The following is a 21,984-nucleotide window of genomic DNA, read 5'->3' as shown; positions in this document are numbered from 1 at the left end:
AAACCTCATGAGTGATATAACTCCCGAAACACCCAAAGCAACGATCGCTGAGAAGGTAGTAACTCCTAAGCGTATGTACTTCAGCCCTATCCATGGGTCAATTGAAGCCAAGTCTTTAGAGGAAGTTATATCAAAAGTCAGCAAACTAGTAGAGAAACTTAAAACGAAAGAAACAAAGGTGAGTGATGGCAGGTAATCCATATATTGGACGAAGAGAGTCCATAGGCGTAGGAATTGAAACAGTCCCCGGTACAGGCATCGCGCCTCAAGCGTGGCAACGTCACCTGGCACTGACCCTTGATCCAAAGACAACCGTCGTGCAGAACAAGAGTGCAATGGGTCGTATCGAAGACATCAATGACTCAGCTGTCACCGAAGAATGGGTTGAAGGCTCAATTAACGGCAAGGTTACTGACCTGACAATCGGTTATTTCCTGGCCAACATCTTTGGATCAGTTGCACCAGCACTGCACCCAACAGAAACCACTGTCTACGACAACACCTTCTCTGTCTCCTCTAGTGCAATACCTCCAAGCCTTACCTTTGCTCGTGTCAGCCCAGTACGCTCACGACGCTTTGCAATGGGAACCCTGACTGACCTTGAGATCGATATCAAGCAAAACGACTGGATTCAGATCACCGCAACAGTCACCGCTAAATCAGGTGTTACTAGCACCGAGACTGTGGCCTACGCGAACGAGAACGAGTTCACCTCGAAGCATGCTGTTACCAAGATCGCTGCGAACATAGCCGGCCTTACCGGAGCTACTGCGCTTCAGATCAAGAGCTTGAAACTTAAGATCTCCCGCAAGGCTGAACGGTTCACACCAGTAGGTGTCATCGACCCTATTTCATTCGACCCTAACTCTTGGGGAGTTACTGGCACGATTGTTACTCGTTATACAGACACAACTCTCGAAGACATTGCCTTCCTGAACACATCTCAAGCGCTCAGCATTGCCATTGTCAACACTGACGTGACTATCGGCACAGCTTCTAACCCTGGCCTTGTCCTGACAGCTCCTAAAGTCCGTTTCAGCCCAATGACACTCGACAACAAGCTCGACCAGACCCTCAGCTCGACGTACAACTTCACCTGTGAACTTGACCTGATCTCCGGCTACATGCTCAAAGCTATCCTGACGAACACGCAGAACGGATACGCACATGCATAGACCTGCTATCACGAAGCGAGTCAGTCTTGAAGGAGTCTACGACGGTTGGACGAAAGAGGCTTACGCAATTGTTATGCCCATCAGCTATGCCGGAAAGATTGAAATAAATAACTACGGAGAAGCTGGTAAAACTCAAAGCGAGTTACTTGAGTTTGAACTAAAGATCGCAAAAGAGCACTTTCTTAATGGCAAAGCTTTCTTCCTAAGTAACAGTGGCGATAGCATCCTTGAAGACCTATCAGGCGAAGACCTCGATAGCATGGTTGATCTCACTCAGCGCCTTTTTGTAGCTATAAATGGGGGAACTGTTGACCCAAAAGGTTTACCGATCGGGACGGAAACGTCACCAACCAAGACGCCTTCGATCGAGCCATAGAAGTCTACGAACAGTACGAGGATGCCATCGTTCACGAAGATGTGTCCTCAATGAGCCGTCAAGTCTACGACGAGATAAGACTATTTCGTTATATGGAGCGATTCCACCTCACTAAGCAGGTTGCTTTAGAGCAACCATATGAAGAGATCGAACGCGCCTTTGTTATATGGGACTTAGATAACAAACATGATAGATTTAAGTCAGATACAAATAACTAAACAGCGATAATCAAATAAAGCATGGCCTACAGCAACACAATCGGTATTATCATTGCGGCGAAGAATGAGGCTAGTGCTGTATTGACACAGGTAGCTACAGATGCGAAAGCTACCTCTGAAGCTGTAGCTACGACAACAGCAAGAGCTGAGGCTACACAGGCAGCGACACTAAAAAAGATGGGGACTAACCTCAAAGATACAGGTTCGATCCTTACGACCTCTATCACTTTGCCTGTCCTTGCTGTAAGCGCACTCAGTATGGATCTTGCATATAAGTTCAACAATGCAATGGAACTGCTGCACACGAGTGCTGGCATCCCTCAGGATCAGATCGCCTCGCTGAGCGATAAAGTCCTCGCATTAGCTGGGACAACTGGTCAAGCTCCTGAACAGCTCGCGAAGGGGCTCTATCACGTTGCTAGTGCGGGAAACGGTATATGGAATACCTCGCAGCAACTCGACATTCTGAAGGTTGCAGCTGACGGTGCAAACATCGGAATGGCTAATCTCGATGATACGACCTATGCACTTACGAGTGCGATGGCATCTGGCGTCAAGGGAGCAACTGGTCCTCAGTCAATGATGGGCGTTCTATCTTCCATCGTCGGCGCAGGTGACATGAAGATGGGTGATCTAAATGCCGCACTTGGAACTGGGATTCTTTCAACCGCTGCCTCATTCGGAACATCAGTGCAATCAATTGGATCTGCTCTCGCAACTCTTACTGATAATGGTGAGCATGCCGATGAAGCAGCAACGCGCCTTCGCATGACGATGGCCCTGATGGCTTCTCCTAGTGGCGCTGCATCTAAACAACTTGAGGCTTTAGGGCTAACTGCTGAGAACGCTAAGCAGGCGACATCAGACATGAACACTGTATTCGCAAAATCCGGACTAACTACTACAAAACTAGCTGATGACTTACGACAGCCAAACGGTATCTCAGTAGCGGTCAAGGATTTGAAAAAGCACCTTGAAGATGCCGGTCTTTCTGCCAGTGAGTCGGATGCGATGCTTGCAAAAGCGTTTGGTGGTGGTCGCACCGACGCAGCCCTTCTCACCCTGCTTCAAAATACAGACCGCATGGATGCGAAGTTCGGCACTATCAACAAGGATGCCGGAAACATGCAGAAGAAACTTGATGATCTGAATAAGACGCCAAACCAACAGCTACGTGAAGCTTGGTCATCTATGCAAGCTTCACTTATCAAGATTGGCGACGATTTGTTACCTAAGGCTGCAAAGGCGGTTCAGTTTGTTGCTAAGGAAATTTCAGGTTTAGTTACATGGTGGGGAACGCTTGACGCAGGTCAAAAGACTGCTATTGAGTGGCTAGTTGGAATGTTAGCTGTCGGTGGTCCTCTTCTGAAAGGGACGGGTGCAGTCATCAAGGATGTACAGACGATTGGTTCAACCTTTGGAAGCGTCATGAAGGTCGTTGGTGCAGGTGGCGTCATGGGCGGTATAGCAACAGCCGGAGCAATGGCTGATATTGCACTGGTGCTCGCTGCTGTTCAATCTATACAATCTGCGATGGACGCTGTGAATGGCGCAAAGGCTGCAATGCAAAATGATATGCAGGTCACTAAAGACATGGAAGCACATAACAATGAAGTTCAGTCCTCAGGCGTATATTCTGCGGAAACCAAGGCCAAATGGCAGAAGGCAGTCGATAGGGCACATGCACTAGATAAAGAGCTTCTATCAAATGCACTAGGCACAAACTTCTCGCCAGGTGGCATGACAATGGTCGGTGAGAATGGCCCTGAGCTAGTCAACCTTCCCGCTGGCTCTAAAGTCCATACGGCTAAAGAGACTCAGCAGATGTCAAATGGCAGCAAGGGTGTCACGGTCAACATTGCTAACTGGAACAACAACAACAACATGGATGAGGACAAGTTCCTAGCCAAACTCGGCTGGAGGTTGTCACTTGCATGATTATCGGGGTCAACTCATTTACCCTCAACGACCCAACGAGCGCTAACCCGGTCTCTTTAGATGAACCTGTCGCTGGCCTTTCAATGCCTCCGATCCGCACGAGTAGCGGAACTTACAGCGGCCGAGATGGTGGCTATGTAGGGGCTCAGTTCTACGGGATGCGCCTCATAACCCTGACAGGCTTCATCTTCGGTACCCCAGCACTCCTTGAATCAACCAGGCAGGCCTTTGAGGCTGCGGTATCAACTGGCAGCATACTGCTTACCATTACGACCAATGCCGGTAACCAATACGTCATCAACTGCTATCTCGATGCGCTTGATATCCCGATCAATCGCTCAGCGACTAAAGCACCGTTCAATCTCACACTGATCGCTCCTGATCCAACGATCTACGACAACTCAGCTGGTGGCCTTCAAACAGCATCTCTCGTCCCAGTAACAGGCGGGGGAGTGACCTGGCCAATCGCCTGGACTCCCGTTGTCTGGGCACCCGGTGGACTGCCTACGACGATCACCAACACGGGCAACCTTGCTACCTACCCATTGATCACTCTGACTGGGCCAGCAACAAACCCGACGATTACCAACATATCAACGGGTCAGTTCTTCAGCATTCAAGGTCTTACGACAACTGGTACCGACGTGATTGTCATCGACATGCTCAATAGAACAGTCCTCCTAAACGGTGGTCCAATCCTGACCTACATGACGATCACAAGCAGTTGGTGGCCTCTGCTATCAGGCTCAAACTCGATTAAACTCACCACGGGAAACTCACTCGACACTGTGACAGGTGTGATCTCTTGGAGAAGCGGTTACCGGGGCATCTAGGTGAATCTCGGAAGCACAACTCGATACGAGATTGAACTATGGAGTTCTAGCGGGCTGCGTATTGCTGATATCAGCGCTTTCTGTTTCAATCGCCGCTACACGATGCAGCGAAACGAAGCCGAGACGCTGACATTTGATATCAACCTCTACGCCTTTGAAAAGTACTGTCTGAAGAACCTTGGCGGAATTGATCCTAAGACCCTCATTGCCCCTTACGTGACTGATGTGAAAGTCAAGCGCAACGGCGTCTATCTCTTCGGTACTCAAGTAGTTGATGTGAGCTTCGACCTAGCACAGGACAACTCAGCAGCTGGTCAGTCATCCAGCATGCAAGGCGACGTTGTTAGCATCACCTGTTCGGGGTATCTGAACTTCTTTAAAGACCGCTACGTCACAAAGATATACACAGCCACTGAACGCACCGCGATAGCCACAGACCTCATTACAACGACGCAGGCGCAGACAAATGGAAGCGTCGGCATCACCATCTCTGGGTCTCAGTACCTCACCACGCAGCTGAGTGACCGTACGTACCAACTTGACGAGGTGAAGAACAAGATCCAAGAGATGGCAGCTCTAAGTGACTCGCCTTTCGACTTTGACTTCTCCCCACTCAAGGCATTCCGCACGTATGCCAAGATCGGCGCTCGTCGCCAGGACATCAACCTCATCTACGGGGGAGCACTTGGCAACGTGGCCGGCTTCGCTCTTGATCGCAGTGCTATCAACCTGTTCAACAAGATCTATGGCATCGGCTCAGGCTTCGGCACAAGCCAGCTCACATCAACGGCGGGGGATAACGCGAGCCAACTCAACTACTACCTACGTGAGCAGATACAGCAGTTCAACAGTGTTCTATTGCAGCCAACCCTTGACCAGAACACGGCCACTGCACTGAGCCTTGAGAAGGACATCCTTGAGTTACCTATCGTCACGATCACAGGCAAGGAGATTCCAGCAACCTTCCTGAGCGTTGGTGATCGCATCCCACTCAAGGTCATGACTCACAAGTGGCTAGACAACATCAACGGGCTATATCGCATCGAGCAGATCGACGTAACGATCGATGAGAACGACTTCGAGAGCGCAATCAAGCTGACCTTCGATAGCTATGGTGTCAACCAAAATGAATAGTCGGCTAGATCGTCAGGTTGCGAACGTACCTGGTGCTTGGCTTGCTGACCTGGCGAACGACATCAACCAGATCAAGGTGAGTAGGCAATCTTTCGGGCCCGAGAGCCTTATTGTGCAGCGCACAGTCACTGGTAGTACCTGGGACATCAACGGGGATGCAATTGCAGCGTATGCCGTGCAGCAATACCGAGTTGTCTTTGCACCCAATAAAACGGTCAATCCCTACGCGGAACTCACCTACAACCTGACCATCGCGGGTGCTGATGGCTTTGAGAAGACCTTCCTTTGGCCTGATGGATCGCTGCCTCAGACGATTGAGTGGAGGTTCACTATCGCTAATGATGCCAATGCAATCAATCTCTACGTGCAGTTCTCGATAAAGTGCGTAGACGCTGGAACGATCCGGGTCACAAAGCTATGAATCCTCGTATTGATAACACTCCTGAAAATCAGATGGTTTCGACTATCTCTAGCATGCGCACCACTGTGAATGAGATGCGTGCCGTACAAAACACCGCAACCTCAGCGCTCAAGACCTATCTCAATCAGACAGCGAATGCCTCTGACAAGTCATTCACTATGACGACCTACGGGCAAGTAGTTACCTTCTCCGTTACGTTCACCGGGGCAATCCAGACTTACCCCATTAGCAGTCTGATCTACCAGGTGTTCATGAACAGCACGAGCAACGAGGTCTATCCAGGCTCATCCACATCGGCGCCAACCTGCCCGCTAGTCGACATTCACCAACGACCGCCGGCCACTGGATCAAAGGCAACAATCTGGGACTTCAAGGTCACGATGAACGACTCTGCAACTGAGACGTGCTTCTTCAAGTTCTTCGTGCAATCGACTGACAATGGCGGGATTACTGTCTCATGACCCGCCTAAAACAGCCTCAGATCATCGAAGACTTGAAGCAGCTGCGGACGGACGTTGACGAGCTCAAGCGAACGCAGCTCATCAGTGGAGACAGTCTCTTTGGCTACCTGACGCAGAGCAGCAATCAAAACGACTACTCATTCTCGTTAGGTGCCTATGCCAAGCGGACTCTAGTTGTTACCTTTACACCGGCAACACCTAACAACTCAGCGATTGTCGAGATGATGCAGTTCAACACAGTCAATCAACCTATGGTGTTGCCGAATGCCGTGCCGCCCTGGGCTGACTCAACCTACAGTGACATTTCCTTTGTGCAGAAGCTTCCCCCTATCGGTAACGCGAGCAGATGGCGCATATGCGCTCAGGACTATTCGGGTTCAGCGCGAACGGTCTATCTCAAGTTCATCTTTGACGGTACTGATACTGGAACTTGGACAGTTGTCTAATCACCATAGGCAAATGAGACCTGATGTTTTATATTGGGGGCATAACCAAAACTAAATAGAGATCTATCGTGTCAAAACTTATTGCGAACGTAAATGGTGGAAGTTCAGATGAATACGGCACTTTCAAAGCGCTGAATGAAGCCTTTACTGGACAAATCTTCAAGGGTCTTGATGTAATCCCTAACAGCACGCCGAATATGACCGTGAGTGTCAACCCAGGGAGCGGACGAATCCCTACTGGAACAAGCCCAAGTGACTACTACTACATGATCAGCCACGACACAACGGCTGGTGAATCGGTCACTATCGCAACTGCTGCGGCCTCACCTCGCATTGACTACATCGTGGCCTACATCGACAAGAGCGTCACAGCTGCCGTCTCCCCAGTCAACAACGCGAACAATTTGCTCAAGTTCGCTGCTGTTGCTGGAACACCTGCCGGATCTCCTGTAGTTCCTACAACTGCGCAGATCCAAACTGCTATCGGTGCAGCAAACCCGTACATCATCCTGGCGAATGTAGCAGTGGCCGCTTCAGCTACAACGATCACGACGCCTAATATTACTGACCAGCGGACACTTACTGTGCCAGTGGTTAGAGCTACCGCGACGCGCACGGCAACAGTATCCATGGGATATGGCACAGCAGTTGTTGTCTATCGCTACGGTAACCTCGTAATCGCAAATATGAACACTGTCTGTAGTTCTCTTCCCTCTCTAGACTCAGGCGCGGTTGCTGAGACTATGACGCTTGGGTATAGGCCCGGAGGCATAATGGCATCTGCTTTTCTTCCAGCGGTGTCTAGCGTCGGAAATACTACTGATCTTGGGTGGGTTATTAGCTCAAGTGGCGCTATGACACTATCGAATCGCAACGCAATTACCGGATCAACTCGTATTTTTGGGTCGGCTATGTGGACTACGGCTGATGCGTAGTGAGATTATCAATAGGGGGGCACTCATAAATGGATAACTCACCTCATACTCAAGTCGATAACAACGTAATTAAGATTGCTCTTCTTGAAAATAACCAGGTCATTTTTGAACGCATTGATAAAGCAGTTGAGAATAACGGCGCGAAAATAACAAAAGTTGTCAACGATAAGACGGATAGCTTAATTAGTCAAATAACTTCTCTCGCAACAGTGCAAGGCTCAAACGTGGCGAGAATAACAGACATTGAATTGAAGCTATCGAATATCTGGGCAAAGATTGTGGCTCTGCAATCAGTCATCGGCTTCATCATCGGCCTGATTGGATTCCTGATCGGTGGTGGTCATCTAGGTAGCAAGTAATGAGCTTGATCCAACTACGAGATGCTAATTGGCAAGTTCCCTACGTCGGTGGTTGGTGTGAGGGCTTTGTGGAGGGAGCATGGGGGCAAGCGACCCTTCCAACCTTGATAAACCAGGAAACATCCGGCGTATTCGGCAATGCTGTTAGCCCGGTTAATCCAGGTGAAACTGGGAAGTGGGATGCCAACCCTGGCAACGGAAACCACCCGGGGGAATTGCCACCAGCAGGCAGAACCGTCCCCGTCTACTTCTCGCTAGGGAGTACGCCCGCGGGCCACACAGCTATCTCACTAGACGACGGATCAGTAGCTTCCTCGACTCAGGGAGGCTTCCATAGCCAGGGCTTCATCCACCCGAACCTACAGAACCTAATCGACACCTATGCCTCGTACAACGGCGGATGCACTTATCTCGGTTGGAGTGAGTACGTCGGCACTGTGCAAGTAGTCAGTCAAGATCAACCAACAACGCAACCATCACAAGGAGGTGACAACATGGCAATCATTCAAGATGCAGATAACTACAGAGCGCGAGCAAACAAGAGCTTTCAAATGATCCGTGGCCGGTCCATGGGTGATGGCGAGTTTGAGCCTTGGATTGGCAAAGACTTCCTTAGTCTCGTTGAAGCCCTGGAAGATAACCCCGAAGCTGATGCACAAGTTGACTTCGCTAATTGGGGACGCACCGCCAAGAATGACAACTGGCAAGGACAGATCACCGACCTGCAAACCAAACTTGGTGACGAACAGCTGAAAGACGCTGGACTTGCTACGAACCTCGCAGACACCAACGCAAAGCTTGATACAGCTAACAAGACAATCACCGATGATGAGACAAAGATGGCTGACCTCTCTACCCAGCTCTCGACTCTCAAGGCTCAGGCTGACAAGCCAGAACCCACAAACCCAACAGTTCAAGCTCCCTTGATAACACCCCCTGTAAAACAAACATTTATGAACTGGCTTGTCAGCGTGTTCAAGGTGCAGAAATGATGTTAGGCGATGACCCTCGACTAGATGAACTCGGCATCTTCACACCAGAAGGCAAGCTCACACCGGGCTATGGATCTCACTACTTATTCATGGTTGGACGAGATGACGTGCATGGCATTCTTCGTCACCTGATTCAGAGCGAGACGCTTGAGTTCGACTTCAACCAGTACGGCTTTGCTGATGATGAGATCAATGAGGATGTCCTGGATCTGATTTTGAACCCAGGAATTGTCGTACAAGGAACACTCGACCGATCACAAGCAGGGGGCGTCCACGAAAGGAAGCTCATTGCAATGGACGAGTCCCGTGATGCCGAATGCTTCGCTAACTCAATCGCAATTGGGCAATCTGATACCCACCAGATCAGCCACACCAAAGGTGGTGTGCTTGTTGGACAAGGTATGGCGTTTGAGGGATCAACTAACTGGTCACAGGCCGGGGAAGGCGTCGGCATCAGCCTCAAGGTAGGCAAGCAGCCAAAGGGATTCAAAGCTCAGAACAACACACTCATCGTGACGGCTAACGCTGTCGCTATAAGCCGCTTCCGCACTCAGCTGGCAATCGAACACCACATTGCTCTAGCGCAGGAAGCACAACGTAAATTAAAGGAGGTCATATGACAACACCATCAACAACAACTCACTCACCACTCGTAAAGGGAATCCGTACCGCCGTACAGGCCATCGTCGGTATCGTAATCGGCTACATCGTTTTCATTTGGGCTGTACCAGGCGTACCAGCAGCAACCATCCAGTACATCTCATCGAACATCGTGCCACTACTTGTGACAGCGGGCCTTCCATCAGGCTTAGTCGCATTTGCGTGGAACTACTTTGAGCAACGGGTTCAAAAGTCTTCTAATTAGTGCCTAGCTCGCGTTGTGGCGCGTTCTAAACAAAAAGACACTAATTCATACGTATAAGGCTTCTGGCGATTGTCAGAAGCCTTTATTCATGGCTAGTATGTCGTCATGGCACAGAAAACAGTTACGACGACCACAATCATTGACGACCTCGATGGCAAGCTGATTGATGAAGGTAAGGCTGAGACGATCAACTTCACCTTTGATGCAGTTGCTTATGAGATCGACCTAAGCGACGTCAACGCAAAGAAGCTTCGCGATGCTCTCAAGCCGTATCTGGCTGCTGCGCGAAAGACTGGGCGCGGTACTGCTACCCGCGCTTCTGCTGGCAAGAACGATCCTGCTGAACTTGCTGCTGCCCGTGAATGGCTTCGTGCCAATGGGGAGACTGTGAGTGATAGGGGCAGGATTTCTGGTTCGCTTATGGAGAAGTACAGGGCGAACAAGTAAGCCTTTGGTTCTGACTTGAAGCACTCCCCTTGACTGAATCGGGGGAGTGCTTCATGGTACGTGGCAATGATATGTAAACGATGTAGTACCGAGTTAAGCGGAAAGCAAACAAGCTACTGCTCTCTTCGATGTTCAAAACTGCATCTCAAATCTCTTTATCGGAAGCGAAGCTCAGAACGACTGAAGTTAATTAGAGCAGCTGACCGGTCACGAACACCTGGACCTCGTTTCGCATCAAAGAAGGACCGCCGTGAGCTAGGGCTTGATCCTGGAGAATGCGTAAGGTGCCGTTCAACCTATGACTTGCAGATGGCTCACTTCATACCCCATTGGGCTAAAGGATCAAATCGGCGCGACAATATCATCGTCTTATGCCGTAGTTGTCATCATGAGTATGACCTACTGAACATGAGTTTCTGGGCACTTGCTGCCTAGCCCCTGCTCCCCGCCTACGCGTGCCCCCTACTTGCCCCACTCCTTCATCTTGCTATAGCCAATCGCCGGTCGCTTACTGGTCTTCTTCGGCTCATTGTTCCGGCGAGCTTCAATCGCTTGCTGCACTTCAGCAACAGGCCGACCGTACAGTTCACGCGATCGTTTTAGAGCTGCCTGGTCATTGCCAGTAGGCGCAAGTGGTGGCGGCGTCGAGATTGTAATGAGACTCGATCCCTTAGCCGTGATTACCTTCGCCACTGCCTCATGCGGCTCAAGACTTTGGAAGTCCTGTTGGCTGAATGTGTCCCCTCCAATAGCACGCTGCATTGCACGGGCGTCGTCTGGATCTTCCAAACCAAAGACAATCTTGGAACGAGCATTCGCCATAACGGCTGACTTGATATCGTCCGTCAGTTGGTTCAAGTGCTGGTGCGCAAGAGTCAGCGCTAGGCCAAAACCACGAGACTTGGCGAGCATGTCCTCAGCTCCAACTGGAAGCCGGATGAAGTCTTGGAACTCATCGATATATAGGTAGCTGTTCTTCTCAGCCTTTACGCGCTGCACTGACGACCAGATGGCGTTCATGATGAGCGTTCCAGCAATGCTGGCTGCTTCTTTCGGCACGCCAGACAAGTTGATAAGCAGGATCTTGTTGTCACGGATTACGTCGTCCATGAAGAAGCTGGACTTGCTCTGTCCGATAATGTTGCGAAGCTCAGGGCGAGTCGATAGCTGCCAGATTCGGTTATGCAGTGGTGCTGAGTAAGTCTCCTGCGCTTTCTTGTCGAGCGTGTTCCAACGGTCCTGCCAAAACTCACGAACCTCAGGGTTCTTGACAGCCTTGCGCATCTCGTCTGCCCAGGTAATCTCACGAGTCGTCCGGGGGCTCACTAGAGCAGCAAGATCAACGAAGGTCATGCCAGAACGCTCAGCTAGCGTATGAAGTCCGTGGTACATCAGCTCACGCATCCACACTCCCCGCCCACCGTCTGCGTAGAGGCTTTGAAATAGGTCAGTCAACTGGTCGATGACAACACTTGGATTCCCCTGCTCCAAGATGTTGAAGCCAACAGGACTGTCTTGCTCATTTACATCGAGAATAATGACATCATCTAGTCGGTTGGTTGGGATCAGTTTGATGGTCGCCTTATATAGGTCGCCCTTCCCTTCCAGCATGACAACGCCGTAGCCCTCGTTCATGTCCTGCGCCATGAGGTTCGCCATCAGTGTTGTCTTACCTGCCCCGGTTGGTCCAAGGATGTGCAGGTGAGTCAGTGACTCAACACGGCCGATTGCAATAGGTCGTGCAGCGTGCGGGAAGTTACTGGTGCCAATGACTCGCCCTTCACGAGGGATGGACTCAGTAGCTGGTAGGTGACGCGATGTTCCAGCTGTAAGACCCGCGACATGAGGTCCACCGATCTTCCAGCCGACTAGTGCCGATAACTCAGTCAGGTTCAGTTGCGCCTGAGGGTGTGACGTTGTTGCCGCTTCATTTACCTCTGCGATGAGGTTATTTGAGGGGATCTGTTTCCAGTGGTTACTCGATGCATTCGTCGAAGCAATTGCAGACTGAATGCGGAGTACTAGGTCAGAAGCCCTTGCAGGCTCAGCACGTACAACAACCCGGCATACGGCAACAGTGTTTGGTTCTTCGAGCTTTGCGTAGCGGTCTTGCAGTTCATCTGAGAGAGCAGCTGAGTATCCAGCAAGTGACCTAAGGACACTGAACTCAGCTGAACGCGGGTCACGCTTTGTCTTCTCAGTTGCCATTGCAGCACCGACAACCCATTGAATGAGTGCGTCTTCCCCTTCATGCAACGTCTGAATGCTGCCAAGGATGCTTGCTGATACATCGGCATGACTAACGATCTGGAGCTGGCGAGTTGGATTGCTCATCCCAAGCTCAATACCAGTTGTCCAGTCAATATTTGGCCGGCTGTCGTCTTCTAGTACGGCGATACCGCGGCCGTGAGTCCTGAGCTGTTGTGTGATGTGATCAGCAATGTCCTTCGACACCAAAAGGCGATGGAAGATCTCACGACTGTTCGCCCATGTTTCAAAGACAAGAGTCTCGCGGTTGAATGCCGAAGTGCGCCTATAGAGAGTCTCAACAACGGCCCGTAGCCATGCAGTGATTTGTTCTGGTTCAAGATCAGACGGAAAAGTCAGGAGATATGAGTCCCGATTTTGGTCACGAACTATTTGCTTCTTGAATCGCATACTGAACATGACTTTCGCATAGACGATTAAAAATTGAAAGCTTTACTGATTGAGCCGACCGACCTACAGCTTGCCCTTTTTCTTGTACTGTGCGGCCAGGCGTTCAGCTGCCCTTTCGTTTACCTGATCCTGATGAATCTTTATTTTCATGTCTCGTTCAGCCATCAGGCGTTCATACCAGGGCCATATGGTCTTCTTGAACCACACGTAACCAAGAACAAGCAGTAAAACAATGAACGCTACGACAAGCAGGCTTAGATCCATTGTGACTAGAGCCTTCCCTTTTTCCTGTACTCAGCGGCAATACGCTCAGCAGCAACTGCTTCGTTGTGATCCTGTCGTATCTTCCCCCTGACTCTGCGCGCTGCCATCTGACGGTCATTCCACGGCATCAAGACTTTGACAAACCAAACGAAAAAAAGAGCAATAAGTAAAAGAACAATTCCAAGGTAAACAAGTGCCATTTCCATTTTGATCTCCTCAATTAAACGTGGCTGTATACCCCATCATGCCGTACGCCTGAGCAAGCCCCGTGGCGCGATTCTGGCGGAGTTTTGGGTGAGGCCAGGGAAGCGGTCATATGGCTGGAAAATCGCGCCAGGGCAGGGGATGGAGGCCGTTTCGTAACGACGTAAAGTGCGCCTATGATCGACCTGTTCGCGCCGCGGCGCAACGCCGCGACGCTCACCGCGCTCCGGTCAGCGGACCGCGTCGTCGCGTGCGGGCTTGCCGACCCCGTCGGGCTTGCCCGGTTCCTGCGGTCGTGGGCCGAGCTCGCCGAGGCGGTCTCGACGGACAGGGTCAGTGTCGTGATGAACCGAGTGCGGCCGAGCGCCGTCGGGATCGACGCCAACCGGCAGGTCGTCGCAGCGCTCCGCCGGTTCGGCGGCATCCACGCTCCGTTCCTGGTCCCGCACGACCAGGCCGGCGCCGACGCTGCCGTGCTGACCGGCCGCACGCTGCGCGATGCCGCGCCGAAGTCGCCCGCCCGCACGGGCATCCTGCGCCTGGTGCAACGGGAGGTTCTGCCCGAACCGGTGCGGGCGCGGGGCCGGGGACTGGGGCGGATGCCGTGGCGTCGACGGGCGCCCGCGCTCTGAACCCGGCGTCCTGGCGTCGGTGCCCGAGGTTCAGCCCCGCAGCCGGATCACGGTGACACCGGAGCCGGAGCCGGAGCCGGAGCCCGTCACGACGAGCACCCGTTTGCCGCCGTCGGGAGCCGCAGCGGACGCGTGGCCGGGTTCGTTGACATCCCCGTGTGCCACACCCACACGGCGGCCCAGACCAGTCCGGTGGCGAGGGTGCGCGGCTGCCAATCCGCGCGCACGAGGGCCGCTGCGGAGCCGAACAGGGCGGTTGAGGCGACGACGAGCGCGACGGTGCGCATGCCGGCGAGGTAGAGGCCCCAGGCGAGGGACGACCGATCTTCGCCGTTCAGGCGCCGCCGGAGCACCCACCACAGCAGGGCGGCGAAGGGGCCGCCGACCAAGGTGAAGGCGAGCGAACGGGCGAGTCCGGCGACGTCATCCCCTGCGAGAGCACTGCCCGCGTCGAGCAGGCGCCCCAGCAGCCCGGCCAGACCGATCGCGGCGATCACGACGAGGGCGAACAGGAGGACGAAGGCGATCAGGCGCAGGACCGGTGGCTGGGCCGCCCCTTCCCGCGGTGCCGGTGATCGGCGGACGCCGATCACGATGGCGGCGATGACGACGCCGAGCGCGATCAGGAGACCCACCCCGACGATCACGGGGCATCCGTTGTGGACGTGATGCTCGGGCAGATCTCGATTTGCCAGGGTGCGGAGTCGATCTTCCAGGCGCCGTCGACCGTGAGGAGGTCGAACACCTCCTGGCTCTCGTATTCCGAGGGCACGAATTGCCGGCGGCCCGGCGGCCGACCGCGTCGCAACTAGCGAGGGCGTGCGGGGTGAGGAAACCGGCCGCCTTCTGCTCGTCGCCGTCGATGACAGCTGCCGACTAGCGCTGGACGACACCGGCCGGGGTCGCCTGGTCGAGCTGCTCCGGCGCTCCGCGGGAGAAGACGACGACGAGCGCGACGATGACCAGCACTGCGATCACGGACAGGACGGCGATCAGGGTGCGATCAGGCCTGCCCGGAATGGGGTTCATCTGACCAGCATGACACCGCGCGCCGATTCATGGTCGCCCCAGTCACTTTCCTCGTTCAGGGGGACCTAGGCTGGCAGGGTGTCGACGCTCAGTGATCTCGTACTTGCCCAGGGCCGCAGCAGTGCCGAGGATGTGGACTGGCTCCACATGCTCGTCGCCGACGGTCAGCTCCTCGCCGACCTTGCTTTCGCGGACATCGTGGTATGGGTGCCCGGCACGACCGGGAGCTTCGTGGCGGTCGCGCACGCGCGCCCCTCGAGCGCGGCGACCCTGTTCTACCGCGACTTCGTCGGGCAGGGAATCAAGGGGGAGTGGCGCCAGCAGGTGACGGAGGCCTTCGAGTCGGCCAGGATCGTGGACACGACGGCCCCGGACTGGTACGAGGAGACTCCGACCCGCGTCAGGGCGATCCCGGTGATGCGCCGGCTCAGCACGACCGGTTCCCAGATCGCACCCGTGCCCGTCGCCGTGCTCACCCGGCACACGAACCTCAGCGAGGCACGCACGCCGAGCCGCCAGGAACTCACCTTCAACGACTGCGCCAACGACCTGTTCGCGATGATCGCCTCGGGCGATTTCCCCGATCTCGGCGCCCCGACCGGCCCGCGCCGCGGCGCCCCGCGCGCCTCGGACGGCCTGATCCGGCTCGACCTCGACGGTGTCACGACCTTCGCGAGCCCCAACGCGCTCTCCGCCTTCAACCGGATGGGCTTCGTCGACGAGCTCGAGGGCGAGTCACTCGCCGAGGTGACGACGGGATTGCTCACCGGCACGGTCGTCGTCGACGAATCGCTCCCGCTCGTCGTCACCGGCCGGGCTCCCTGGCGAACCGATGTCGAGGCGCGCGGGGTGACCGTCTCGCTCCGCGCGATCCCGATCCGCAACCGCGGCCAGCGGATCGGCGCGATCGTGCTCTGCCGCGACGTGACCGAACTGCGCCACCAGGAGCGCGAGCTCATCACGAAGGACGCGACCATCCGGGAGATCCACCACCGGGTGAAGAACAACCTCCAGACCGTGGCGTCGCTGCTCCGCATCCAGGCCAGGCGGACCCACTCCGACACCGCGCGCGAGGCGCTCAACCAGGCCATGCGCCGGGTCGCGGCGATCGCCGTCGTCCACGACACCTTGTCGACGGGGCTGAACCAGCAGGTCGACTTCGACGTCGTCTTCGACCGGGTGCTGCTCCTGATCGCCGAGGTCGCATCCGCTCACAACACGACGGCGCACCCGAAGCTGTCCGGCAGTTTCGGAGTGCTGCCGAGCGCCTTCGCCACGCCGCTCGCGCTCGCGCTCACGGAGCTCGTCACGAACGCGGTCGAGCATGGCCTCGCCGGCCGGGAGGGCGAAGTCGTGATCGAGGCCGAGCGAAATGAAGAGACCCTCACGGTGCGCGTGCGCGACAACGGCTCCGGTCTTCCGGAGGGCAAGGTCGGATCGGGACTGGGCACTCAGATCGTGCGCACCCTGATCCAGGGCGAGCTCAGCGGGAGTATCGACTGGCACACGATGATGGGCAGCGGTACCGAAGTGACGATCGAGATTCCCCTGCGGTACATGCGTGAGACCTGACTGCCGCAGGTACGGCGCGCCAGGTCTCATGACCGGCCCGGTCAGGCGGGTGCCTGGACAGGCGGTGGGGCTAGGACGCGCGGCGCGCCCGTGCGGCACGGCGCTTGAGGGCACGGCGTTCGTCTTCGCTCAGGCCGCCCCAGACGCCGGAATCCTGTCCGGTCTCCAGTGCGTACTGGAGGCACACCTCGGTCACATTGCAACGGGCACATACAGACTTGGCCTTCTCGATCTGGTCCACAGCGGGTCCAGTGTTACCGACGGGGAAGAACAATTCCGGGTCGGCGGTGAGGCAGGCCGCTTTGTCGCGCCAGTCCATAGAGATGCTCCTTTATTGCAGGGTGCCTGGCCGATTGGCCGAAGATGAGAGGCTGCCGATTGCAGGAAGGTAAGCGATTTACGCATTCATAGGGCTCACGTCCCTGTGAGCGTCAACCGGGCCTCAATTATGGTCGCATAATGGTGGGGTCAAATCAATAGTTTGGTATGGGATATCTCTGTGAATCAACAGTTCGACCAGCGTCCGGACGGTGACGCCGGTGCGTTTCGCCCGCGTCGTGCGCCCGCACTCCTTCTCCTCGCCAGCCTGCTCTGGGCAGAGGCCGCCCTGCTCTGGGCCGCGGTGGTCTGGCTCGTCCTCGAGCTCCTCACCGCGACGCCGACCTCGCTCGCGAGCGGGGTCGCGATCCTGATCATCGTGCTGATCGCCGCCGCCTGGGTGACCGCGATCGCGGTCAATTCCCTGAGGCGCCGCGGCTGGATCCGCGGCGCCGCGGTGACCTGGCAGGTCGTGCAGATCGCCGTCGCCGTCGGCTGCTTCCAGGGGCTGTACGCGCGGCCGGATCTCGGCTGGGCGCTCCTGGTGCCCTCGATCGTGGTGCTCGGGCTCCTGTTCACCCCCGCGGTGCTCGCGGCCACGCAGACCCCGCGGGATGAGGGCGACACGGCCGGGTAGGCATCCGTCGCCGAGTGTTCACACAGTATTTCGTCCAGGCACCAGGTTGGTGACACCCGGACAGCAACGGATGTCGTCAGCGGCCGCTGGGGGCCGCTGACAGCCCCGGGGGGAGTGGGACCGGGTGTCAGTCGCCGAGGCCGAGCTTCCTGCGCAGGCTCGCGACGTGGCCCGTCGCACGCACGTTGTAGAGCGCGAGCGTGACCAGCCCGGCCTCGTCGATCACGAAGGTGGACCGGAGCACGCCGGTGACCGTCTTGCCGTAGAGGTTCTTCTCGCCCCAGGCGGCATACGCCCGGTGCGCGGTGAGGTCGCTGTCGCTCAGTAGCGGGAACGTGAGGCCCTCGGCGTCCCGGAAGGCCCGGAGCTTCTCCGGCGTGTCCCTCGAGACGCCGAGCACGCGGTAGCCCGCCGTCTCGAGCGAGCCGAGGCTGTCGCGGAAATCGCAGGCCTGCTTCGTGCAGGCCGGGGTGAGCGCGGCCGGGTAGAAGTAGACGACGACCTTCGAGCCCGCGAACCCGGCGAGCGAGACGGATGCACCGTCCTGGTCGGTGAGCGTGAACTGCGGTGCCGGGTCGCCGGCTTCGAGGCGCGTGGAATCCGTCATGCCCCCACGTTAGTGGTGCGGGGACACCGCGAAGGTCGCGAGCAGTCGCTGCAGCGAGTCGAGGCGGGCCTTGCCGGTGTCGCCGAGTTCGCCGGCCGCGACGGCCTCGTTGATGGCGCAGTCCGGCGAGTCCGGCAGGTGGGTGCAGCCGCGCGGGCACTTCTCCGCGATCGCGGCGAGGTCGGTGAACGCCTTGAGGATGTTGTCGGTGTTGATGTGCCCGAGGCCGAAGGAGCGCACGCCGGGGGTGTCGATGACCCAGCCGCGGCCGGCATCCGTTTCGAGTCGCAGCGAAACCGTCGAGGACGAGGTGTGCCTGCCGCGGCCGGTCACGGTGTTCACGACGCCGACGGCGCGGTGCGCGTCCGGCACGAGGGCGTTGACGAGCGTGGACTTGCCGACGCCGGAGTGGCCGACGAAGACCGTGTCGTGGCCGACGAGCGCAGCGGAGATGCTCTCGAGCGGCATGGCGTCGTCGCGGCTCGTGAAGACGATCAGGTCGAGGCCGGCGAAATTGTTCAGGAACTCTGCGGGATCGGCGAGGTCGGTCTTCGTGATGCAGAGAATTGGCGTGACGCCCGCGTCGTACGCCGCGACGAGGTACCGGTCGACCAGGCGGATGCGCGGCTCCGGGTTCGCGGCGGCGACGACGATGAGCATCTGGTCGGCATTGGCGACGATGACCCGTTCGACGGCGTCGGTGTCGTCGGCGCTGCGGCGCAGCAGGGTGACCCGCGGCACGATCCGCACGATGCGGGCGAGGCTGCCCTCCGCTCCGGTGGTGTCTCCGACGATGTCGACGCGGTCGCCGGTCACGACGGCGTGCTTGCGCAGCTCGCTCGCCCTGGCCGCGGTCACCCGTCGTTCGGTGCGCTTGTTCTCGTCGAGCATGACGGTGTAGCGGCCGCGGTCGACCGAGAGGATGCGCCCGGTGAGCGCGTCCTCGTGGTCAGGTCGGGTCTTGGTGCGCGGTTTGCTGCCCTTGCGGTTAGGGCGCACCCGCACGCTCGACTCGTCGAACTCGGGTTCGTCATCGTCCGCGCCGGCCCACCAGCTCATGCGAGCACGGTCGAAGCGAGGAGCGCGTGCCACAGTTCGGGGAACTGGGGGAGCGTCTTCGCAGTCGTGCCGATGTCCTCGACCAGGACGCCGGGAACAGCGAGGCCGATCAGGGCGCCGGCCGTCGCCATCCGGTGGTCGTCGTAGCTGTGCCACTGTCCGCCGTGCAGGGGCCGCGGGTCGATCTGCAGGCCGTCCGGCAGCTCCGTGACGGCGCCGCCGAGGCCGTTGATCTCCGCCACGAGGGCGGCGAGGCGGTCGGTCTCGTGGTTCCGGATGTGGCCGATGCCGGTGATCGTGCTCGGGGAGTCCGCGAGGGCGGCGAGGGCGACGAGGGCCGGCGCGAGCTCACCTCCCGTGGAGAGGTCGAGACTCACGCCGGTGAGATGCTTGCCCGCAGTGACCGTGAGCCGGTCGCCCGCACGGGTGACGATCGCGCCGAACAGCGGCAGCAGGTGCGCGAGGTCGGCGCCGACCTGGGTGGTCTCGGCCGGCCAGCCCGTGATCGTGACGCTCCCGCCGGCCACGAGCGCGGCCGCGAGGAACGGCGCGGCGTTGGAGAGGTCGGGTTCGATGTCGACGTCGATGCCGCGGATCGGGCAGGGCTCGACGACCCATTCTCCGACGGCGGGGCTTGTCACGGTGACCCCGCGGCGGGCGAGGGTCGCGATCGTCATCTCGATGTGCGGCAGGCTCGGCAGGCGTTCGCCGTCGTGCCGGAGGTGCAGTCCGAGCTCGAAGTGCGGGGCGGCGAGGAGCAGGCCGGAGACGAACTGGCTCGAGGTGGACGCGTCGATCGTGACCTCACCGCCGGAGAGGCTGCCGGTGCCGTGCACCGTGAACGGCAGCGCGTGGCGGCCGTCGTCGTTGATGTCGGCGCCGAGGGCGCGGAGGGAGGAGATCGTGGTCGCCATCGGGCGGCGGCGGGCGCCGGCGTCGCCGTCGAACGTCGTCGGGCCGAGCGCGAGAGCGGCGACGGGCGGGAGGAAGCGCATCACCGTGCCGGCCAGGCCGCAGTCGATCGTCGTCGAGCCGAAGAGCTCGCCGGGGGTGACCCGGAGGTCGGCGCCGAACTCGCCGGCGCCGGGGACGGACTCGATCGTGGTGCCCAGCTGCCGGAGCGCGGCGACCATCAGGTCGCTGTCTCGGGAGTGCAGCGGTGCGCGGAGAAGGGAGGGCCCGTCGGCGAGGGCCGCGAGCACGAGCTCGCGGTTGGTGAGCGACTTCGAGCCCGGCAGGGAGACGACGGCGGCGAGCGGCCGCGCTGCCACAGGGGCCGGCCACCAGACATCCGTCTCTTCGGGCGCGTTGTCGCCGTAGGGATCGAAATCGGGCTTGGAATATCTCGAGATCAACATCGGTTATCAGGATAGTCGGTGATGAACAGATGAGGGAGGTTCCGATGGTGCTGTCAACGGTGCTCGAACGACCCGAAACGTCCGTGATCGACGCATTAGAATTGTCCGTGATGACAACTGACGCGATCGACCTGCGAGACCTGTTCGAAGAACAGGCGATGCCCTACATCGACCAGCTCTACGCCGCAGCAATGCGGATGACGCGCAATCCCTCGGATGCGCAGGACCTGGTCCAGGAGACGTTCGTCAAGTCGTTCGCAGCTTTCAAGCAGTTCGAGCAGGGCACGAATCTCAAAGCGTGGCTCTACCGCATCCTGACGAACACGTTCATCAACACCTATCGCAAGAAGCAGCGCGAGCCCTACCAGGGCACCATCGACGACCTCGAAGACTGGCAGCTCGGGGGCGCCGAATCGACGACCGCGATGGCGAGTCGCTCGGCAGAGGCCGAAGCGATCGATCACCTGCCGGACAGCGCCGTGAAGGACGCCCTGCAGTCCATCCCGGAAGACTTCCGGCTGGCCGTGTACTTCGCCGACGTCGAGGGCTTCTCCTACCAGGAGATCGCCGAAATCATGAAAACACCGATCGGCACCGTGATGAGCCGCCTGCACCGTGGCCGGCGACTCCTGCGTGACCTGTTGGCCGGCTATGCGCTCGAGCGCGGCCTGGGCTCAGCCCAGCCCGCACCCGGGACCCCGCCCGTAACGGGCAGGGCACAGCCGGGCCGGACCACCTCTGGGAGCACGAAATGACCGATTGCGGCTGCGAGAAGGCCAAGGCCGAACTCGAGGAATACCTCCACAACGAACTCTGTGGTGAGGACACCGCCGATATCCAGGAGCACCTCGCCCACTGCACGGACTGCAGCAGCGAACACCTCGTCGGGCGCACCCTGACCGAGGCCGTGCAGCGCGCCTGCCGGGAGATCGCTCCGGAAGACCTCCGCGACCAGGTGTTGCTCAAACTGCGCACCATCCAGTCCTCGCACTGACTCCTGCCTGGCGTGCCCCTCGTGGCACCCTCGTTCGGCGGATGCCCGTGAC

31 protein-coding genes are annotated in these 21,984 nt (G+C 57.4%); 21 read left to right on the top strand and 10 right to left on the bottom strand.

Annotated features, from left to right (window positions below; all coding sequences use genetic code 11):
• Window positions 1–7: 7 nt before the first annotated feature.
• The 16 genes from RCH22_RS12360 (at window position 8) to RCH22_RS21200 (ending at window position 11,035) form a co-directional block, all read left to right on the top strand.
• A complete protein-coding gene (locus tag RCH22_RS12360; RefSeq protein WP_327014226.1) occupies window positions 8–196 on the top strand; it encodes a hypothetical protein in 189 nt (62 codons plus the stop codon).
• Entirely contained in the window at window positions 186–1,175 is a 990-nt protein-coding gene (locus RCH22_RS12355) for a phage tail tube protein (RefSeq protein WP_327014225.1), read from the top strand. The genes RCH22_RS12360 and RCH22_RS12355 overlap by 11 nt, the downstream gene beginning before the upstream one ends.
• A complete protein-coding gene (locus RCH22_RS12350) occupies window positions 1,168–1,551 on the top strand; it encodes a hypothetical protein (protein WP_327014224.1) in 384 nt (127 codons plus the stop codon). Before RCH22_RS12355 ends, RCH22_RS12350 begins: the two co-directional genes overlap by 8 nt.
• 239 nt (window positions 1,552–1,790) lie before the next feature.
• Entirely contained in the window at window positions 1,791–3,707 is a 1,917-nt protein-coding gene (locus RCH22_RS12345; RefSeq protein ID WP_327014223.1) for a phage tail tape measure protein, read from the top strand.
• Window positions 3,704–4,540 (top strand): hypothetical protein, encoded by an 837-nt coding sequence (locus RCH22_RS12340; protein ID WP_327014222.1) that lies wholly within the window; start codon window positions 3,704–3,706, stop codon window positions 4,538–4,540. Before RCH22_RS12345 ends, RCH22_RS12340 begins: the two co-directional genes overlap by 4 nt.
• Window positions 4,541–5,674: a hypothetical protein gene (locus tag RCH22_RS12335; protein ID WP_327014221.1), complete on the top strand. Its 1,134-nt coding sequence runs from the start codon at window positions 4,541–4,543 to the stop codon at window positions 5,672–5,674.
• Entirely contained in the window at window positions 5,667–6,095 is a 429-nt protein-coding gene (locus RCH22_RS12330; RefSeq protein ID WP_327014220.1) for a hypothetical protein, read from the top strand. Before RCH22_RS12335 ends, RCH22_RS12330 begins: the two co-directional genes overlap by 8 nt.
• A gap of 53 nt (window positions 6,096–6,148) precedes the next feature.
• Window positions 6,149–6,556 (top strand): hypothetical protein, encoded by a 408-nt coding sequence (locus RCH22_RS12325; protein ID WP_327014219.1) that lies wholly within the window; start codon window positions 6,149–6,151, stop codon window positions 6,554–6,556.
• Complete coding sequence (locus RCH22_RS12320; RefSeq protein ID WP_327014218.1) at window positions 6,553–7,002, top strand: hypothetical protein; 450 nt, start codon at window positions 6,553–6,555, stop codon at window positions 7,000–7,002. Before RCH22_RS12325 ends, RCH22_RS12320 begins: the two co-directional genes overlap by 4 nt.
• Window positions 7,003–7,070: 68 nt before the next feature.
• Entirely contained in the window at window positions 7,071–7,937 is an 867-nt protein-coding gene (locus RCH22_RS12315; RefSeq protein ID WP_327014217.1) for a hypothetical protein, read from the top strand.
• 29 nt (window positions 7,938–7,966) lie between these two features.
• Complete coding sequence (locus RCH22_RS12310; RefSeq protein WP_327014216.1) at window positions 7,967–8,296, top strand: hypothetical protein; 330 nt, start codon at window positions 7,967–7,969, stop codon at window positions 8,294–8,296.
• Window positions 8,297–8,790: 494 nt separating this feature from the next.
• A complete protein-coding gene (locus tag RCH22_RS12305) occupies window positions 8,791–9,288 on the top strand; it encodes a hypothetical protein (protein WP_327014215.1) in 498 nt (165 codons plus the stop codon).
• Complete coding sequence (locus tag RCH22_RS12300; RefSeq protein ID WP_327014214.1) at window positions 9,285–9,908, top strand: hypothetical protein; 624 nt, start codon at window positions 9,285–9,287, stop codon at window positions 9,906–9,908. The genes RCH22_RS12305 and RCH22_RS12300 overlap by 4 nt, the downstream gene beginning before the upstream one ends.
• Window positions 9,905–10,153 (top strand): hypothetical protein, encoded by a 249-nt coding sequence (locus RCH22_RS12295; protein ID WP_327014213.1) that lies wholly within the window; start codon window positions 9,905–9,907, stop codon window positions 10,151–10,153. The genes RCH22_RS12300 and RCH22_RS12295 overlap by 4 nt, the downstream gene beginning before the upstream one ends.
• Before the next feature lie 105 nt (window positions 10,154–10,258).
• Entirely contained in the window at window positions 10,259–10,600 is a 342-nt protein-coding gene (locus tag RCH22_RS12290; protein ID WP_327014212.1) for an Lsr2 family protein, read from the top strand.
• A gap of 66 nt (window positions 10,601–10,666) precedes the next feature.
• A complete protein-coding gene (locus RCH22_RS21200) occupies window positions 10,667–11,035 on the top strand; it encodes an HNH endonuclease (RefSeq protein ID WP_369125307.1) in 369 nt (122 codons plus the stop codon).
• Between the two features lie 27 nt (window positions 11,036–11,062).
• On the opposite strand, the gene RCH22_RS12285 is transcribed toward RCH22_RS21200, so the two are convergent.
• The 3 genes from RCH22_RS12285 to RCH22_RS12275 all read right to left on the bottom strand — a co-directional run bounded on the left by RCH22_RS12285 (window position 11,063) and on the right by RCH22_RS12275 (window position 13,728).
• Entirely contained in the window at window positions 11,063–13,258 is a 2,196-nt protein-coding gene (locus tag RCH22_RS12285) for a type IV secretion system DNA-binding domain-containing protein (protein ID WP_327014211.1), read from the bottom strand.
• 63 nt (window positions 13,259–13,321) lie between these two features.
• The gene (locus tag RCH22_RS12280) at window positions 13,322–13,522 is read right to left on the bottom strand and encodes a hypothetical protein (RefSeq protein WP_327014210.1); all 201 of its coding nucleotides are present in this window, start codon (window positions 13,520–13,522) and stop codon (window positions 13,322–13,324) included.
• A gap of 5 nt (window positions 13,523–13,527) precedes the next feature.
• Window positions 13,528–13,728, bottom strand: coding sequence for a hypothetical protein (locus tag RCH22_RS12275; RefSeq protein ID WP_327014209.1), 201 nt, complete (start codon window positions 13,726–13,728; stop codon window positions 13,528–13,530).
• Between the two features lie 174 nt (window positions 13,729–13,902).
• On the opposite strand from RCH22_RS12275, the gene RCH22_RS12270 reads away from it, so the two are divergent.
• Entirely contained in the window at window positions 13,903–14,358 is a 456-nt protein-coding gene (locus tag RCH22_RS12270) for a hypothetical protein (protein ID WP_327014208.1), read from the top strand.
• 86 nt (window positions 14,359–14,444) lie between these two features.
• On the opposite strand, the gene RCH22_RS12265 is transcribed toward RCH22_RS12270, so the two are convergent.
• The 3 genes from RCH22_RS12265 to RCH22_RS12255 form a co-directional block, all read right to left on the bottom strand.
• Window positions 14,445–15,005 (bottom strand): DUF5671 domain-containing protein, encoded by a 561-nt coding sequence (locus RCH22_RS12265; RefSeq protein ID WP_327014207.1) that lies wholly within the window; start codon window positions 15,003–15,005, stop codon window positions 14,445–14,447.
• Window positions 15,002–15,130, bottom strand: coding sequence for a hypothetical protein (locus RCH22_RS12260; RefSeq protein ID WP_327014206.1), 129 nt, complete (start codon window positions 15,128–15,130; stop codon window positions 15,002–15,004). The genes RCH22_RS12265 and RCH22_RS12260 overlap by 4 nt, the downstream gene beginning before the upstream one ends.
• 104 nt (window positions 15,131–15,234) lie before the next feature.
• The gene (locus RCH22_RS12255; protein WP_327014205.1) at window positions 15,235–15,387 is read right to left on the bottom strand and encodes a hypothetical protein; all 153 of its coding nucleotides are present in this window, start codon (window positions 15,385–15,387) and stop codon (window positions 15,235–15,237) included.
• Between the two features lie 78 nt (window positions 15,388–15,465).
• On the opposite strand from RCH22_RS12255, the gene RCH22_RS12250 reads away from it, so the two are divergent.
• Window positions 15,466–16,959, top strand: coding sequence for a sensor histidine kinase (locus RCH22_RS12250; RefSeq protein WP_134449764.1), 1,494 nt, complete (start codon window positions 15,466–15,468; stop codon window positions 16,957–16,959).
• Between the two features lie 70 nt (window positions 16,960–17,029).
• Here RCH22_RS12250 and RCH22_RS12245 read toward each other — a convergent pair whose 3' ends face one another.
• The gene (locus RCH22_RS12245) at window positions 17,030–17,278 is read right to left on the bottom strand and encodes a WhiB family transcriptional regulator (protein ID WP_035837005.1); all 249 of its coding nucleotides are present in this window, start codon (window positions 17,276–17,278) and stop codon (window positions 17,030–17,032) included.
• Between the two features lie 180 nt (window positions 17,279–17,458).
• On the opposite strand from RCH22_RS12245, the gene RCH22_RS12240 reads away from it, so the two are divergent.
• Entirely contained in the window at window positions 17,459–17,914 is a 456-nt protein-coding gene (locus tag RCH22_RS12240; protein WP_327014204.1) for a hypothetical protein, read from the top strand.
• Window positions 17,915–18,041: 127 nt separating this feature from the next.
• Here the strand turns inward: RCH22_RS12240 and bcp are convergent, their stop codons facing one another.
• From bcp to aroA, 3 genes are read right to left on the bottom strand one after another with little or no spacing between them, the layout of a single operon-like run.
• Window positions 18,042–18,521 (bottom strand): thioredoxin-dependent thiol peroxidase, encoded by a 480-nt coding sequence (gene bcp, locus RCH22_RS12235; protein WP_327014203.1) that lies wholly within the window; start codon window positions 18,519–18,521, stop codon window positions 18,042–18,044.
• A gap of 9 nt (window positions 18,522–18,530) precedes the next feature.
• On the bottom strand, window positions 18,531–19,580 hold the full coding sequence (gene rsgA, locus RCH22_RS12230; RefSeq protein ID WP_327014202.1) for a ribosome small subunit-dependent GTPase A: 1,050 nt from the start codon (window positions 19,578–19,580) through the stop codon (window positions 18,531–18,533).
• The gene (gene aroA, locus RCH22_RS12225) at window positions 19,577–20,938 is read right to left on the bottom strand and encodes a 3-phosphoshikimate 1-carboxyvinyltransferase (RefSeq protein WP_327014201.1); all 1,362 of its coding nucleotides are present in this window, start codon (window positions 20,936–20,938) and stop codon (window positions 19,577–19,579) included. Before aroA ends, rsgA begins: the two co-directional genes overlap by 4 nt.
• Window positions 20,939–21,048: 110 nt before the next feature.
• On the opposite strand from aroA, the gene RCH22_RS12220 reads away from it, so the two are divergent.
• Together RCH22_RS12220 and RCH22_RS12215 are read left to right on the top strand one after the other, a co-directional pair.
• Window positions 21,049–21,693, top strand: a complete 645-nt coding sequence (locus tag RCH22_RS12220) for a sigma-70 family RNA polymerase sigma factor (protein WP_327015524.1) — start codon at window positions 21,049–21,051, stop codon at window positions 21,691–21,693.
• On the top strand, window positions 21,690–21,932 hold the full coding sequence (locus RCH22_RS12215; protein WP_134449770.1) for a zf-HC2 domain-containing protein: 243 nt from the start codon (window positions 21,690–21,692) through the stop codon (window positions 21,930–21,932). The genes RCH22_RS12220 and RCH22_RS12215 overlap by 4 nt, the downstream gene beginning before the upstream one ends.
• Window positions 21,933–21,984 lie beyond the last annotated feature (52 nt).

This window comes from Cryobacterium sp. GrIS_2_6, assembly GCF_035984545.1.
Classification (GTDB): Bacteria; Actinomycetota; Actinomycetes; order Actinomycetales; family Microbacteriaceae; genus Cryobacterium.
The sequence above is the reverse complement of the archived record's forward strand: the minus strand, read 5'-3'. Positions and strand labels throughout refer to the sequence as shown.